Source organism: Glutamicibacter halophytocola (genome assembly GCF_001302565.1).
Taxonomy (GTDB): Bacteria; Actinomycetota; Actinomycetes; order Actinomycetales; family Micrococcaceae; genus Glutamicibacter; species Glutamicibacter halophytocola.
Genome location: NZ_CP012750.1, coordinates 1,344,292 through 1,360,001 on the forward strand (window position 1 = coordinate 1,344,292; position 15,710 = coordinate 1,360,001).

Annotated in this window: 13 protein-coding genes; 7 read left to right on the forward strand and 6 right to left on the reverse strand. The window is 59.4% G+C overall.

From position 1 onward, the window contains the following. Window positions 1-42: 42 nt before the first annotated feature. From ftsR to AOZ07_RS06295, 3 genes are all read left to right on the forward strand, one after another. On the forward strand, window positions 43-798 hold the full coding sequence (ftsR, locus tag AOZ07_RS06285) for a transcriptional regulator FtsR (RefSeq protein ID WP_084793154.1): 756 nt from the start codon (window positions 43-45) through the stop codon (window positions 796-798). 40 nt (window positions 799-838) lie between these two features. After that, window positions 839-1,321, forward strand: coding sequence for a bifunctional nuclease family protein (locus AOZ07_RS06290; protein ID WP_060701222.1), 483 nt, complete (start codon window positions 839-841; stop codon window positions 1,319-1,321). Between the two features lie 241 nt (window positions 1,322-1,562). Then, entirely contained in the window at window positions 1,563-2,156 is a 594-nt protein-coding gene (locus AOZ07_RS06295; protein ID WP_060701224.1) for a MerR family transcriptional regulator, read from the forward strand. Window positions 2,157-2,245: 89 nt separating this feature from the next. Here the strand turns inward: AOZ07_RS06295 and AOZ07_RS06300 are convergent, their stop codons facing one another. After that, window positions 2,246-3,061, reverse strand: a complete 816-nt coding sequence (locus AOZ07_RS06300) for a ParA family protein (RefSeq protein ID WP_060703336.1) — start codon at window positions 3,059-3,061, stop codon at window positions 2,246-2,248. Between the two features lie 352 nt (window positions 3,062-3,413). On the opposite strand from AOZ07_RS06300, the gene AOZ07_RS06305 reads away from it, so the two are divergent. Both AOZ07_RS06305 and AOZ07_RS06310 read left to right on the forward strand, forming a co-directional pair. Further along, entirely contained in the window at window positions 3,414-6,866 is a 3,453-nt protein-coding gene (locus tag AOZ07_RS06305) for a pyruvate carboxylase (RefSeq protein ID WP_060701226.1), read from the forward strand. A 106-nt stretch (window positions 6,867-6,972) separates the two neighbouring features. Then, window positions 6,973-7,518, forward strand: coding sequence for a hypothetical protein (locus AOZ07_RS06310; protein WP_194943816.1), 546 nt, complete (start codon window positions 6,973-6,975; stop codon window positions 7,516-7,518). Here the strand turns inward: AOZ07_RS06310 and AOZ07_RS06315 are convergent. The 3 genes from AOZ07_RS06315 to AOZ07_RS06325 form a co-directional block, all read right to left on the reverse strand. Next, a complete protein-coding gene (locus AOZ07_RS06315; RefSeq protein WP_060701230.1) occupies window positions 7,491-9,302 on the reverse strand; it encodes an AMP-dependent synthetase/ligase in 1,812 nt (603 codons plus the stop codon). The two genes, AOZ07_RS06310 and AOZ07_RS06315, sit on opposite strands and share 28 nt — an antisense overlap. A 111-nt stretch (window positions 9,303-9,413) precedes the next feature. Beyond that, on the reverse strand, window positions 9,414-9,848 hold the full coding sequence (locus tag AOZ07_RS06320) for a hypothetical protein (protein ID WP_060701231.1): 435 nt from the start codon (window positions 9,846-9,848) through the stop codon (window positions 9,414-9,416). Further along, on the reverse strand, window positions 9,845-10,618 hold the full coding sequence (locus AOZ07_RS06325; RefSeq protein WP_060701233.1) for an alpha/beta hydrolase: 774 nt from the start codon (window positions 10,616-10,618) through the stop codon (window positions 9,845-9,847). Before AOZ07_RS06325 ends, AOZ07_RS06320 begins: the two co-directional genes overlap by 4 nt. Window positions 10,619-10,713: 95 nt before the next feature. On the opposite strand from AOZ07_RS06325, the gene AOZ07_RS06330 reads away from it, so the two are divergent. Next, complete coding sequence (locus AOZ07_RS06330) at window positions 10,714-11,424, forward strand: lysophospholipid acyltransferase family protein (RefSeq protein WP_372628297.1); 711 nt, start codon at window positions 10,714-10,716, stop codon at window positions 11,422-11,424. A gap of 77 nt (window positions 11,425-11,501) precedes the next feature. After that, entirely contained in the window at window positions 11,502-12,896 is a 1,395-nt protein-coding gene (locus AOZ07_RS06335) for a class II 3-deoxy-7-phosphoheptulonate synthase (RefSeq protein ID WP_060701237.1), read from the forward strand. A 55-nt stretch (window positions 12,897-12,951) separates the two neighbouring features. Here the strand turns inward: AOZ07_RS06335 and AOZ07_RS06340 are convergent, their stop codons facing one another. Next, the gene (locus tag AOZ07_RS06340) at window positions 12,952-15,159 is read right to left on the reverse strand and encodes a Stk1 family PASTA domain-containing Ser/Thr kinase (RefSeq protein ID WP_084793155.1); all 2,208 of its coding nucleotides are present in this window, start codon (window positions 15,157-15,159) and stop codon (window positions 12,952-12,954) included. Between the two features lie 199 nt (window positions 15,160-15,358). Then, on the reverse strand, window positions 15,359-15,607 hold the full coding sequence (locus AOZ07_RS18125; RefSeq protein WP_013348560.1) for a WhiB family transcriptional regulator: 249 nt from the start codon (window positions 15,605-15,607) through the stop codon (window positions 15,359-15,361). Window positions 15,608-15,710 lie beyond the last annotated feature (103 nt).

Consider the following 15,710-nt stretch of genomic DNA (forward strand, 5'->3'; position numbering starts at 1 on the left):
GCCAGTCCGTCGAGATATTTTTACTTCCGAGGTGTAGACCCTTTGCCGATCTTTGACGCAGCCCGCAGCCCACGACTCGAGGCATCGCGCCACGAGCCTGTCCGGCAGGCAGCGCTGAATATCGGCGAAGTGCTCTCGGAACTGAAAGATGAGTTCCCGAGAGTAACGGCTTCTAAAATCCGCTTCTTGGAGGACAAGGGCTTGATTATCCCGCAGCGCACTTCTGCCGGATATCGCAAGTACACCGCGTCGGACGTCAGCCGCCTTCGTTTCATCCTCGCCGTGCAGCGTGACCAGTACCTGCCTCTGAAGGTCATCAAGGACCACCTGGATGCCATCGACCGAGGTGAAGCTCCAGAGGCATTGCCTGGGGGAGCACCAGCCGCTCCGCAATTGGTCAATAGCGATATGGCTGAAGCTGTAGAGCGCAAGACCCGTCTCGTATCACTAGCAGAGCTGCAGGGGCTGACAGGTGCCAGCGAAGAACTAGTTGACGAACTACTCAAATTTGGACTCGTCGAAGCGCAGGCAGGACTTTTTGATTCGAGCTGCATCAAGGTGACCCAATCTGCCGTGCAACTCGCGAGTCACGGTGTTGAGCCCAGGCATTTGCGCCAGTTCCGTACCGCAGCTGATCGCGAATTTTCATTGATCGAATCAATCGTCGGCAATGACTTGAAGAAGCCTGAAGTTTCGGCAAGGGCCCGGGCCGCCGAAGAAGCGCAAGAAATTTCTCGCCAGTGCCTAGAAATTCACGATGCCCTCGTGCAGCGTGCTATTTCGCAACTTGATCGCTAGGCTGAATTTCAACAGGCATTTACAACTCTAGGAGGCCGGCATGCTGGAACTGGAGTTTTCCGGGATTCGCATTCAACTGCCTGCGAATCAGCCACTGCTGTTGCTTAAATATCCGGAACAGAATCTCTACCTGCCATTGTGGATCGGAGCGCCTGAAGCATCGGCAATCGCCATGTCGGAACAAGGCCTGACTCCGCCTCGCCCGATGACGCACGACTTGATGATTAGCGTATTTGAAGCGCTGGGCGTGACATTGGAACGAATTGAAATCGTTTCCGTGCATAATGCTGTTTTCGTTGCCGAGCTTGTTTTTTCCAATGGCAAGCGCGTTGATTCCAGGTCTTCCGATGCGGTGGCTCTGGCGGTTCGTGCCAAGTGCCCGATTATGTGCGCAGAAGACGTATTGGAAGAAGCTGGCGTTTCCATCGAGACGGATAGCGATGGCGAAGAAGCTCCCGAGGAGCAACTGCGTGAGTTCCGTGAATTTTTGGACAATATTGATCCCGAAGATTTTTCTTCGTAGTTGAAGCATTGCTGAATTCAGCGAATTATCGACTCTCATTTGGGATATTCGAATCGCTTGCGCGACACGGCTTAAAGTTAAGCTTGAAGGTCTTTGACCATTAGGTCAGATGGCCGTACCGTCGATGCATAGGGACATTAAACAGGAACTGTTTTTGTGATCATCGCTCGCATCTGCACGGTTCTAATTTGGTCGCCTCATTACTCGCTTAGAAACGTGCTGATACGCAAGGAGCAATTGGATGGAGTCACGCCAGACAGAGCCTCGTCATGGGGCCGACGGTGGCATCAAGCATTCCAATACACAAGGGCTGCTCTTCACCGATGACCTGCCCGAGCTCGATGAGCATGCCGGCTATCGCGGCCCGGTCGTATGCAGGGCCGCAGGAATCACCTACCGCCAACTTGATTACTGGGCACGCACCGGCTTAGTAGAGCCGGCAGTTCGTGGTGCCAAGGGGTCCGGCAGCCACCGGTTGTACTCCTTCCGCGATATCTTGGTGCTCAAGGTCGTTAAGCGCCTGCTGGACACCGGAGTATCTCTGCAACAGATTCGGGCTGCGGTATTGCACCTGCGGGAACGCGGGGTCGAAGACCTGGCGCAGATCACCCTGATGAGCGATGGCGCCTCGGTATACGAGTGCACCAGTGCTGATGAGGTCATTGATCTTGTGCAGAAGGGCCAGGGAGTGTTCGGCATCGCCGTAGGACGAGTCTGGCGTGAAGTAGAAGGCTCGCTGGCGCAACTGCCTTCGGAAAGCTCTGCAGAGCAGACGTTGCCCGAAGATGAGCTGGCTGCCCGTCGTGCTGCCAAGGCCGCGCGCAACGTCGGCTAATCAATCTGAAATAGAGCTGCATAGACTTTGGGCCGGACCACCGATCGGTGGTCCGGCCCAAAGTCTATGTGATCGACGTCTGATGAACGTCAGGAATTCGAAGAGCCAGCGGTCGACATGATTTCCTTGAGCAGTGCGTCAAACTGGTTGAGCATTGGCCCGGTGGCCTTTGAAGGCCAATGGTGCACCGAATAGGCGGCACCCTGAATTTGCTGCCATTCCGGGTGCTCTGGGATTTCTGGCTTGACCATGGAATCACCAAACATCTGGCGCATTTCTCCCAAGCGGAAGGTGTGTTCTGCCGAATCCTTGCGAACCCGGTTGGCAACGACCTTGACTGGTCCAAGCGAAGGGGCGAATTCACGACGGAAAAGATCCAGTGCGCGCTGTGTGCGCTCGGTGCCAGCCACGGAGAAGAGGCTTGGCTCTGCCACCAGCAACAACTGATCCGAAGCGCTCCATGCCATGCGGGTCAGGCCATTCAGCGACGGAGGGCAATCGATCAGCACCAGCTGATAACCGCTGGTGCGGCTGAGGATCTGGGTAAGCCGGCGAAGATCCCTGGTTCGCAGGTCCGGACGGTCGTAAATGCCGGTGTAGGCGTCGCCTACAGCTACATCAAGCACCGGAATGCGAGTACGCGATTTCTTCTCTGCTGCCTTCGACTGCCAAGCGCTGGCGACAACCTGATCTTGCAGGCGGGCTCGGCGAGCGTTTTTGAGCATCTGCCCAATTGGCTGCTTTCCATTCGCCCGGACTCCGAGGCCAGTGCTGGCATCCGCGTGGGGATCCAAGTCAATGACGAGAGTCGGGATGCCGGCGGCAAGTGCTGCTGAAGCCAGGCCGAGCGTTACGGAGGTTTTTCCCACGCCACCCTTGAGGCTGCTGATGCTCACTACGTGCACGGACCAGACCACGCCTTTCACTGTTCGCTAATTTAACGTCCCACCGAATATTTAGTCTCTCATCATCATAGTGTGCCGGAGTCCATTTCCCCGACTTTGCAACGTCGGTTTTTGGTTATGAATCCAACTTAGTGATTAAAAGATCACGTCTGGCAAATATTTCATGTGGTCTGACCACATCGTGAAATGTTTGGACGTTCAACTCGGCGTCCGTGTAGTGTGTTTCACAGAAGTGGCAAAAGCTTGCTGCTTTTCGAGACCCGACAGGCTGTTGATGTCTCACTTCGGACCAGGGAAATCAAACCCTTGGACCGAGCCCAACCAACCTGTACTGATTCGATGTAGGGACACTATGTTTGAAAAAATCTTGGTCGCCAACCGCGGTGAGATTGCAATTCGTGCTTTCCGTGCCAGCTACGAGCTAGGTGCAAAGACAGTTGCGGTTTACCCACACGAGGATCGCAATTCGATTCACCGCCAGAAGGCCGCAGAGGCCTACCAGATCGGCGAAGAGGGCCACCCGGTCCGCGCCTACCTGGACATCGACGAGATTATCCGCGTCGCCAAAGAAGCCGGTGCGGACGCAATTTACCCGGGCTACGGATTCATGTCCGAGAACCCCGATCTGGCTCGTGCTGCAGCGGCCGAAGGCATCAAGTTCATCGGTCCAAAGGCGGACGTGCTTGAACTGGCCGGAAACAAGGTCGCCGCGCTGAAGGCCGCCCGCCAGGCGGGCATCCCGGTTCTGGAATCCTCCGAGCCAAGCGATGACGTTGATTTCCTGATTGCTGAAGCGGACCGGATCGGCTTCCCAATCTTCGTCAAGGCAGTGGCCGGCGGTGGCGGACGCGGCATGCGCCGCGTGGACAAGCGCGAGGATCTGCCAGAGCTGATGGGTGCGGCCATGCGAGAAGCAGGCACCGCCTTCGGCGATCCCACCGTCTTCCTGGAACAGGCAGTTCTTCGCCCGCGGCACATCGAAGTGCAGATCCTCGCTGACGAACACGGCAATATCGTCCACCTCCACGAACGCGACTGCTCGCTGCAGCGCCGCCACCAGAAGGTTGTCGAAATCGCTCCGGCTCCGAACCTGGACGAATCGATCAGGCAGGCGCTGTTCCGCGACGCTGTGAAGTTCGCCAAGACCCTGGGCTACCAGAATGCTGGAACCGTCGAGTTCCTGGTGGACACCGTGGGCGAGCGCGCCGGCCAGCACGTGTTCATCGAGATGAACCCGCGCATCCAGGTCGAGCACACCGTGACCGAGGAAGTCACCGATATCGACCTGGTCCAGGCGCAGATGCGCATCGCTGCCGGCGAGTCGCTGGCGGATTTGGGAATCAGCCAGGACACGATCCAGGTGCGCGGCTGGGCTCTGCAGTCCCGTATCACCACCGAGGACCCTGCAAACGGCTTCCGCCCGGATGTTGGAACGATTACCGTGTACCGCTCCGCCGGCGGCTCGGGCGTGCGCCTCGATGGCGGAACCATCTACACCGGCGCAGAGGTTTCACCTCACTTCGACTCGATGCTGGTGAAGCTCACCTGCCGCGGCCGCGACTACCAGACCGCCGTGGCTCGTGCCCGGCGCGCGCTGGCTGAGTTCCGTGTCCGTGGCGTGGCCACCAATATCCCGTTCATCCAGAACGTGCTGGGCGATCCACAGTTCCTGGCCGGCGATGTCGCCACCGACTTCATCGATTCGCGGCCGGATCTGCTCACCGGCAACGAGTCCCAGGACCGCGGTACCAAGGCCCTGAACTACCTGGCGCACGTCACCGTGAACCACCCCAATGGCGAACGCATCGAGGGCATCGACCCTCGCAAGAAGCTTCCTGCCTTCCCGGGGGACAAGTCCGACGAGCCGGAGCGCTCGCCCTTTGACGGCCCATCCAAGTCGGCAGTGCCGGCTGATGGATGGCGCCAGAAACTGCTGGAACTTGGTCCCGAGGGTTTCGCCAAGTTGCTGCGCGATTCCAAGGCAGTGGGCATCACCGACACCACTTTCCGAGACGCGCACCAGTCCCTGCTGGCAACCCGCGTGCGTACCCGCGACCTGCTCGCGGCCGCGCCTGCCTATGCACACAGCGTGCCACAGCTGTTCTCCATGGAAGTCTGGGGCGGAGCAACCTACGATGTTGCCCTGCGATTCCTCGGCGAAGACCCTTGGAAGCGCCTGGAACTGCTGCGGGCCGAACTTCCGAACATCCCGCTGCAAATGCTGCTGCGTGGCCGCAACACCGTTGGCTATACCCCGTACCCCACGGAAGTCACCGACGCGTTCGTCAAGGAAGCAGCTGCGGCCGGCATCGATATCTTCCGCATCTTCGATGCACTGAACGACGTGTCGCAGATGGCGCCGGCGATCAAGGCCGTGCGCGAGACCGGTACGGCCGTTGCCGAAGTGGCACTGTGCTACACCGGCAATCTGCTCGATGCCAACGAGAAGCTGTACACGCTGGATTACTACCTGGACCTGGCGCAGCAAATCGTTGACGCAGGCGCACACATCATTGCGATCAAGGACATGGCTGGCCTGTTGCGCCCTGCGGCAGCCACCAAGCTGGTCACCGCGCTGCGCGAGCGCTTCGACCTGCCGGTCCACCTGCACACCCACGACACCTCCGGAGGGCAGCTGGCCACCTTGATGGCAGCCATCGATGCCGGCGTGGATGCAGTAGACGTTGCCAGCGCCGCCATGGCCGGCACCACCTCCCAGCCATCGGCCTCCGCACTCGTCGCGGCCTTGGAATTCACCGAGCGCGATCCGGGCCTGTCCCTGGATGCCGTAGCCTCGCTGGAGCCGTACTGGGAAGCGGTGCGTGCCCTGTACAAGCCATTCGAATCGGGACTGCCAGCACCAACGGGCCGCGTGTACCAGCACGAGATCCCTGGCGGACAGCTCTCCAACCTGCGCCAGCAGGCCATCGCGCTGGGCCTGGGCGAGCGCTTCGAAGCCATCGAGTCCATGTACGCTTCGGTGAACGCGATGCTCGGCAACGTCGTCAAGGTCACCCCATCGTCCAAGGTGGTGGGCGACCTGGCCCTGCAGCTGGTCGGATCGGGCGTCTCTGCTGCTGAATTCGAGGCTAATCCGCAGAACTACGACATCCCGGACTCGGTCATCCAGTTCCTCTCCGGAGAACTGGGCAACCCTCCAGGAGGCTGGCCGGAACCATTCCGCACCAAGGCGCTCCAGGGACGCAACGTCAAGGCCCGCGTCGAGGATCTGTCCGCAGAGGACGCCCAGGCGCTGCGCGGGGAATCGGAATTGATCCGATCCACCCTGAACCGCTTGCTCTTCGCCGGCCCGACTCGCGACTTCGAGAAGTCGGTGGAGAACTTCGGCGACCTGTCGGTGCTGCACACCCGCGATTACCTCTATGGCCTGACCCCGGGCTTCGAGCACGTCATCTCGCTGGGCACCGGTGTCCGCCTGCTGGTCAAGCTGGTTTCGGTGTCCGAGGCTGACGAGAAGGGCCTGCGTACCGTGGTGGTCACGCTTAACGGCCAGTCGCGCCAGATCAAGGTCCGCGACGAGTCGGTGGAGTCCACCGTCAAGTCCGCGCCAAAGGCTGATCCGAACAATGCCGGGCATGTGGCTGCGCCATTCGCCGGCGCCGTGACGGTGACCGTGAAGGCCGGCGACCTGGTTGAGGCAGGACAGTCGGTGGCAACCATCGAGGCGATGAAGATGGAGGCCGGCATTACCGCCAACGCCACCGGAGTCGTCACCCAGATCACCCTCGATGGCACCAGCCAGGTCCAAGGTGGCGACCTGCTGTTGGTGATCGAACCGAAGTAGCAGCTGGCATAGCACGCCACATAGAGCACAGGGGCTCGCAACCATGGTTGCGAGCCCCTGTGCTCACCGCAATGATTCACAACGCAGATCAAGCACAAGGAGAGCCGTGAGGCGAGCAAATAAAACTCCAGCAGGGGCAGCGCCCGCAGAGGTGGCAGCACGAGCAAGCGAGGCCGCTGCCGGGCGCGATCGCCTGGGCGTGCTGGTATTCACCCTCAGCACCCATCTGCCATTCTTCGAAATTGCCGAGCATCTGGCTGAGCAATTTGGCGAGCTGGAGCTGCGTGCCGAGGTGTCCACCGCCGGACCGCAACGCGTTCAGTCGGTCCTCGAGGGGAAGTTCGCCGGCGTTGACGTGCTCGTGGTCGTCGGAGAAACCGGGCCCGCAGGCGAAGACCAGCTGATGGAATTGGTGCAGTGGCTGCTGGCCAATGGCCGCCAGTCCTTGGCGGAGAACCTGATCTTCGCGGTGCTCGACGAAGGGCACAGCGTTGCAGAACTCCCTGCATTCAACCGAGTAGTCTTGCCGCGCAGCTACTTCGCCCGGACACAGCAAAGCGGCCTCAGGTTGCCCTGGGCCGCTTCGGCACGCGAATCGTGGGAGCTGGTTACAGCAGTGCTGGATTACGCTGTGGGCTTGGGAGCCGAGTAGATCTCCTCGATCAGCTCGTTATAGTCCTTGAGCACCACAGCACGCTTGATCTTCATCGAGGGAGTCAGATGGCCGGTTTCCTCGGTGAAGTCAGCGGGCACTACGCGGAAGGACTTGATTGCCTCGGCCTTGGACACCGAGGTGTTGGCCTTGGCGATGACCTTCTCAATGGTTTCCAGCACCGTCGGATGCGTGGCCAATTCCTCCAGCGAAGTGTTCTTATCGAGCTGGTGGCGTTCAAGCCAGCCCGGAAGCGCTTCAGGATCCAAAGTGACCAAAGCCGCGATGAATGGCCGGCCATCACCGATCACGACGCATTGTGATACCAGGGCGTCGGCACGGATCTGGTCTTCAAGCAGTGCCGGAATCACGTTCTTGCCACTGGAAGTGACGATGATTTCCTTCTTGCGGCCGGTGATTTTGAGGAACCCGTCGGCATCCAGTTCGCCAATGTCGCCGGTGTGGAACCACCCGTCGGTGAAGGTTTCCTCCTGCAGCTCCGGGCGATTGTGGTATCCGCGCATCACGCACAAGCCCTTGGCAAGAATTTCGCCGTCTTCGGCAATGCGAACCGCGTTGCCCGGGAGCGGTTTGCCGACGGTGCCGATCTTGATGCGTTCCAAGGTATTCACGGTGATCGGCGCGGTGGTTTCGGTCAGCCCATAGCCTTCGAGCACGGTGACCCCTATGCCGTTGAAAAAATGGCCCAGGCGCTCTCCCAGCGGGCCGCCACCGGAGACGGCATGGCGAATATTGCCGCCCATGGCCTCGCGCAGCTTCTTGTAGAGCAAGGCGTCGAAGAGCTTGTGCTTGAGGTTGAGCGCCAGCGGAATCTTGCCGGCCTGCTGCGCCTTGGAATAGGCCACGGCCACGTCGACGCCAGCGTGGAATATTTTGCCCTTGCCACCGTCTTCGGCCTTGAGCATGGCCGAGTTGTAAACCTTCTCGAAGACGCGGGGAACGGCAAGGATGAAATTCGGCTTGAAGGACTGGAGATCACCCAGCAGGTTTTTCACATCAGGGGTATGCCCGGTGCGGCAACCGGCAGCCACGTTGATCACGGAGATGAATCGTGCGAAGACGTGGGCCAGTGGCAGGAACATGATGGTGGAGGCACCGGGATACACCGCCTGGGGAAGGGACGCGGCAGCATTTTCTGCCAGCTCCACAAAGTTGCCGTGGGTCAGTTCGCAGCCTTTGGGCCGTCCAGTGGTTCCCGAGGTGTAGATGATGGTTGCGATGTCGCTCAAGGCGACAGCCGAGCGGCGGGCTTCGAGCTGCTCGTCATCAATATCCTTGCCGTCTTCGGCCAGCTGTTCCAGGCCGCTCTCGAACTGCCAGATGTTATCGAGGGTATCGAGCTGTTCCTGATGGGCTGCGCGGCGCACCACGGCTTCGTGGGTTGCCGATTCCAGAACGATCGCCTTGACCTCGGAATCGGCGACAATCCAGGCTACCTGGCTGGGGGAGGAGGTTTCGTAGATGGGAACGGTGACGCATCCGGCAAACCAGATGGCGAAGTCGACGAGGGTCCATTCGTAGCGGGTTTTTGCCATCAGCGCGATGCGTGCGCCGGGGTTGATGCCATTGGCAATGAAACCCTTGGCGATGGCCTTCGCGTCCGCGGCAAATTGCGATGCGGTGACATCCTGCCAGGAGGAGCCGTCGCCAGGTTTGGCGAACAAGGCTGGATTCGCGGCCGAATTGGCGTGCCGCAGCAACAGATCGGTGATATTTGACTGCTGAGGCGTATGGATGCGAATTGGCGAGCTATATTCGCGCATCTGGTATTCATCTCCTGAAACTGTATGTGTCCCCATGAGCAATGTCGGGTAATCCGCATCACACTTTATTACTTTACGGTAACTTACTATGTTTGGCGCTCCAAGTTCACTTCAGACCTGGGCCCCATCATCTCCCGGATCGTGCTCAGTAGGAAGACGTTTAAGCAAGTAGACGATCCCGGCGACGGTCGCCAGGGCCAAGCCAATGACAACGAAGGCCGGAGCTGAACGGAAGAACAGCACGCACAGCAACAAGCCGATGGGTCCACCTGCTGCCGCGGTCCACGCGAGATTCAGCATCGGATCCCCGGAGCCCAGTGCCGCCGGCTCGTCGGGGACAAAGGATTCATCGGATTCTTCGGGCGCGAAATCACGCGGGCCATTCATGGCCCCTGGCCCAGTGTTAAAGAGCTTCTTGAGGTGATCTGCTCGTTCTTGGGCACTAGGTTCCCGAGGGGCCTGCGCATCAAGCTGCTGAAAATTTTTCACCAGATCATCCCAGCGGGGATCTTCGCGCTCCGGCGGAGTGGCATCGGACTGGCTCATACGGGCCCTCCTGTCCGAGTGTGCGCCGTGCTGGCGAGCTGGGAGAAGAATCGGGCCGATTCGTGGAAAATCTGCTCGGCATCATAATCCAGTGTTGCAACGTGTTTGGAGTGAAGCAGCATGTGGTGTTCGGCCAGTGTTCCTGGCTTGAGCCCTGCTACCAGCTCCCGCATGGAAGCTTCGGACACCACATTGTCTACGGTCGATCTGAACAGCTGCACCGGAGCGGTGACGAGTTCCAGCCGTGAACGGGTTTGCGCGAACAGCGCATGGAGCTGAGCCACCGCGGCCACGGGCGTGCGCGGATAGGCCCCCTCGTCCACTCCGCGCTTGGCGATATCGTTGCTGATCGGCGCCACACTGCGCATCAGGTGCTTCAACCATGGCGTCATCGGGGCCAGCGCAGAGTCAACCACGAGCCCGGGATTGACCAATGAAATCCCGGCGACATTGCGCCTTGTGGCCAAATGCAGTGCCAGCGCTCCACCCATGGACAAACCGGCCACGAACACGGTGCCATGCGTGCGTGCCAGGTCGTCAAAAGCCTGCTCGGTTGCCTGGATCCATTCGCTATAGCCCACCGGAATCATGTCCTGCCATCGGGTGCCATGGCCTGGAAGCAGAGGCACGGCTGTAGTGAAGCCTGCTCCCTGCAGGGATCTGGCCCAGGGCTCCATGGCCGTGGGGGAGCCAGTGAAGCCATGGATCAGCAGCACTGCTGAGCCCTTGGGCAATGAGTGCCCAGAGCTATTCCGTGCTTCATTATTCATCGTGACCACTCCAATTTTCTGCTTATACCTCCGAGCGTAGTGCACAATTGAAGGGTGCGGACAGTGCCACAAGTTCTGTGATCAATCCATGTCCCGTGACAAAGCCGAACCTCGAGAAAAAGGAATTTTCTGCCGTGCTGTATGACTTCCTCAAGCGATTCGCCGTTCGGCCACTGGTGAGGATCTTCTTCCGCGTGGATCTGCAAGGCATCAACAACGTTCCGGGCACCGGAGCGGCCATCCTGGCCTCAAATCACCTGTCAGTCAGCGACTCGGTGTTCCTGCCTGCGATGCTCGATCGCCCGGTAATCTTCCTGGCCAAGGACGAGTATTTCAACGGCCGCGGACTCAAGGGGCGCATCACCGCATGGTTCTTCCGCAATATCAATCAGCTGCCAATGGACCGTTCCGGCGGGCAGAAATCAGCCGCTTCCCTGGCTAGTGCCAAGCGGGCCCTGGATGAAGGAAAAATTCTGGGGATCTATCCAGAGGGCACCCGCTCACCGGATGGAAGGCTGTACCGCGCAAAGCTCGGCGTGGCCATCCTCGCTCTGGAATCCGGGGCGCCGGTGATTCCGGTGGCCATGATCGGCACCGAAAAGGTCCAGCCTATCGGGCAGGGCCTGCCTCATCCGGGGAAGATCGGAATCAAGATCGGCGAGCCGTTGCACTTCGAGCATTTGGCGGGCAAACATGGCGATCCGCAGGCGCTACGGGCCTGCGCCGATGAGATCCGGCAGGCTATCAATGCGCTGTCTGGACAGAGCTATGTCGACGTTTATGCACCCCGGAAAGCTAAAAAGTAGAAGCTGGTTCACAGTATTACGCGCTGTTGTTACATTCGTCGCGGTGCTTTGCCGATCAGCGACGTAGAATCTTCAAGGTGAGCGAAGTAAACCGAACCCCATTGCCAGGCTCCTCTGTAGCCGGCCCCGCCACTGATCCGCAACTAGACCTGTGGCGTGAATTGCCTATTGCCCAGCAGCCAACCTGGCGCGAGCACAAGGACTATCAGTCCTCCATCAACGAATTGGGTTCGCGTCCTCCTCTGGTTTTTGCCGGCGAAGTAGATGTCCTGCGTGAACGCCTCGCCGAGGCCGCCCAGGGCCGCGCTTTCCTCCTGCAGGGAGGCGACTGCGCCGAGACCTTTGCCGATGCTACCGCTGACAAGATTTCCGCACGTGTGCGCACCATCTTGCAGATGGCCGTTGTCCTGACCTATGGCTCATCGATGCCGGTCATCAAGATGGGCCGCATGGCTGGCCAGTTTGCCAAGCCGCGTTCCTCGAATGACGAAACCCGAGATGGCGTAACCCTGCCGGCATTCCGCGGCGACATCGTCAACGGCTACGACTTCACCGAGGAATCACGTGCCCACGATCCGAAGCGCATGGTGCAGGCCTACAACACCTCATCGGCCACGCTGAACCTGATCCGGGCCTTCACCCAGGGCGGCTTCGCCGACCTGCGCAGCGTGCACTCGTGGAACAGCGGATTCATGGCCAACCCGGCACACTCCGCCTACGAGCAGCTGGCTGGCGAAATCGACTCGGCCATCCGCTTCATGGATGCCTGCGGCGCGGACTTCGAGGCGCTCAAGCGCACCGAGTTCTTCGCTTCGCACGAAGCCTTGCTGCTGGACTACGAGCGTGCCTTGACCCGCACCGATTCGCGTACCGGCCTGCCGTACGACACCAGCGGCCACTTCCTGTGGATCGGCGAACGCACCCGCCAGCTGGACCACGCACACATCGACTTCCTCTCGCGTGTGCGCAACCCGATTGGCGTGAAGCTTGGCCCGAACACCGAGCCAGATGACGCGCTGCGCCTGATTGAAAAGCTCGATCCGAACCGCGAACCAGGCCGACTGACCTTCATCACCCGCATGGGTGCGAAGAACATTCGCGAGAAGCTGCCAAACCTGGTCGAGAAGGTCACTGCCTCCGGCGCCCAGGTGCTGTGGGTTACCGATCCGATGCACGGCAACACGGTCACCAGCCAGAACGGCTACAAGACCCGCAACTTCGAGGATGTCATGGACGAAGTCCGCGGCTTCTTCGAGGTGCACGACTCGCTGGGCACCTTCCCGGGCGGCCTGCATGTCGAGATGACCGGCGACGACGTGGCCGAGTGCCTCGGTGGCGCTGACCCAATTCGTGAGGAAGATTTCGACTCGCTCTACGAGTCGGTCTGCGACCCGCGACTGAACCACCGCCAGTCCCTGGAAATGGCCTTCTTGGTCTCCTCGGCACTGCAAAGCCGCAGCCGCAATCGCTAAGGCATAACCCAAAGGCTCAGTTCCCCATAAGGGAACTGAGCCTTTGGCGTAACCGCTAGAAAGCGTAGATGCTGATTTCGCTACCGCGTACAGCTTCCTGATTGAGCGGAGTTTGCATTCGCACGATCTGGTTGCGACCACCGAAAACGCTGTGGGTCTTCACCTGGAAACCAGATTCCTCCAGCCGTGCCGTAGCGTCATTGACGTCGAGTCCGACAACCGATGGAATCTGAATGTATTCTGGCCCGGAGGAGAAATTGACAGTGATGGAACTGCCGAATTCGGCGGTGCCTGTTGCTGGATCTTGGGAAGCTGCCAAGCCCTTTTCCACCTGTGCCGAATGGACTTCAGCACCAGCCTTTAATGACAATCCGGCCGCGCGAAGTTTTTCCGTGGCCTGTTCCTGGCTCAGGCCGATCACCGAGGGTACTTGAACTGGTGCCGGCCCCTTTGAAACAGTGAGCTTGATGGTGTTCTTCTTCGGCACCCGTTGCCCGGTGCCAGGACTTTCGCTGATTACCGAGCCGGAATCCACCGACGAAGAATACTCTTCGGTGGTGCTCAGGTTCTTGAAGCCGGCCTTGGCCAATGACTTTTTGGCGCTTTCCAATGCCAAGCCTTCAACGTCAGGAACGTCGAAGAGCTCCGGTCCTTGTGAGACTGTAAGCTCGATGCCCTGAAACTTCATGATGTTCTTCCCGGTGCCCGGGTGTGAATCGACCACCCGGCCAATCGCGATCTCGTCGTCGTAGGCCGTGCTGACCTTAACGGGGACGCCTTGGCTATCCATTTGGGCGATCGCCCGCTCTTGGAGCATGCCGTTCAGCGAAGGAATGCGCACGATCGTTCCGGGTCCGCGACCGAAGAACCACCCAGCGCCGGCAACGAGCGCCACAATCAGGATCCACATCAAGGTGATGACGATCTTCTGGGTCCCCGTGCGCGGCTTGCGCAGGCGGTGCGTTGGAATTTGGGCTTCTTTGCGCCAGCGCTTGTTTGCCTGCTTTTGCGCGCGCTTTGCATCGCGTGCGGAAGGCGCAGTATCGGCAGCTTCTGGCGCGCTATGGGGAAGCTCATCGCGCGCATAAGCGGTGGTGGCATTCAGGCCTGCGCCATCCGGAATGCTCTCGCCTTGGGGCAGTGCACGGGTTGCTTGGGCGTCTCGCAGGTCCAGGACCTCGGTCGCGGCGCCGGCAGCGATGATCGTGGTTGGCGATTCGTTCGCCTGGTCGTCGTCGACCTCGTATTCGCCGTCACCGGAAGTGGAGTTAAGCGCTAGCCATTGCTGTTCACGTTCAATCTCCCGGTCGCGTTGCATGTCGTCGAGCCGTTGCTGCAAGGTGGTCGGCATGTGGGTGAAGGTTTTGGGAATCAGATCTGCGACGGTTCCCAGCGTTTCGACACCAAAGTCCAGCTGTTCATCGGAGAGGGTCGCATGGATCTGGCGGACTTCCTCTAGCAAGAGCGAGGCATCTTGAGGACGCTTTTCAGGGTCTTTTTCGGTGCACCAGCGAACCAGCTCATCCAGATCTTCGGCAAGACCAGGAACCGTGTGCGAAGGCAACGGCATGGGGGAGTCCAGATGGTGTTTCATCATGGCGGCCGGATTAGTTTCCGAGTATGGCAGTTTGCCGGTGAGCATTTGATAGATCATGATGCCCAGCGCGTAGATATCGCTGCGAGAATCGGCTGCCGCCCCAGAAACGAGCTCCGGTGAAACATGGGACAGCGTTGCCAGCAATGTTGCTGATTGGGTATGGGCGCTGGCTGCTCGCGCCAGGCCGAAGTCGGTCAGCTTGATCTCTCCGGTGTCCGCGAGCAGGACATTTGCTGGTTTCATGTCCCGGTGAATGATGCCTTCGCTGTGAGCAGCGCTTAGTCCATTGCAAATTTGATCCAGAACGCTCAACATCTGGCGGGGCGTGAAATGACCCCGCTCAGCGATAACTTGATCGAGGTTCCGTCCACGGACATACTCCATGACGAGGTAAACGAGATTGTCGCTGACATTATGGTCGCGAATAGAAACGACATTCGGATGCGTGATATTCGCGGCGATTACGGCTTCAGATTGAAAGCGCTCACGGACAGTGGGTTCGCTCGCGAAATTGTCGTTCAGTATTTTCACGACGACAGCGCGGTGAAGCCGCTTATCCATGCTGCGGTAGATGCGGGACATTCCGCCAAGAGCTAGCAGATGGTCGAGCCGATATCTGCCGTCGAGAGTCTTGCCCAAATGCGGGTCTGTCAGGGCTGAGCTCATTTCCCGTCTGCACCCGCCTGAATTGTGCGCGCGAAGCAGGCCAAAGTCACTAACAGATCCTTTCGAACATGAATACTACTTTTAATCTACCTAGGGGAGCTGGAAAAATGCCGGTTAAACTCGAATTCCGCCAGGGGTGTTGACCTCTGGCGGAATTCGTTTGGCGTCTCGGGTTGCGAGATTTACCTCGAGCGCATAATTATGAAGCGCGACGAGCACGTGCGGCGCGGCGCTTCAAAGCGCGGCGCTCATCTTCGCTCATACCGCCCCATACGCCTGCATCCTGACCAGACTCAATAGCCCACTGCAAGCAAGTTTCGGTTACTTCACATCGACGGCAGACGCTCTTGGCCTCTTCGATCTGCAACAGGGCCGGACCGGTGTTCCCAACTGGGAAAAACAGTTCCGGATCCTTTTCCAGACACGCCGCGCGGCTACGCCAATCCATGCTTATTGATGCTCCTTGAAATCTGAGAGGGGGTCTGAAGGGCCAACGGCAGGCAACGGTGAGGCAACAACTAATTAGGAAAAATGAAATCCTGATTAGCCAA

Coding starts and splice junctions, on each gene's coding strand:
- AOZ07_RS06290 (WP_060701222.1), top strand. CDS start 839: ATGCTGGAACTGGAGTTTTCCGGGATTCGCATTCAACTGCCTGCGAAT.
- AOZ07_RS06295 (WP_060701224.1), top strand. CDS start 1,563: ATGGAGTCACGCCAGACAGAGCCTCGTCATGGGGCCGACGGTGGCATC.
- AOZ07_RS06305 (WP_060701226.1), top strand. CDS start 3,414: ATGTTTGAAAAAATCTTGGTCGCCAACCGCGGTGAGATTGCAATTCGT.
- AOZ07_RS06315 (WP_060701230.1), bottom strand. CDS start 9,302: ATGCGCGAATATAGCTCGCCAATTCGCATCCATACGCCTCAGCAGTCA.
- AOZ07_RS06320 (WP_060701231.1), bottom strand. CDS start 9,848: ATGAGCCAGTCCGATGCCACTCCGCCGGAGCGCGAAGATCCCCGCTGG.
- AOZ07_RS06325 (WP_060701233.1), bottom strand. CDS start 10,618: ATGAATAATGAAGCACGGAATAGCTCTGGGCACTCATTGCCCAAGGGC.
- AOZ07_RS06340 (WP_084793155.1), bottom strand. CDS start 15,159: ATGAGCTCAGCCCTGACAGACCCGCATTTGGGCAAGACTCTCGACGGC.
- AOZ07_RS18125 (WP_013348560.1), bottom strand. CDS start 15,607: ATGGATTGGCGTAGCCGCGCGGCGTGTCTGGAAAAGGATCCGGAACTG.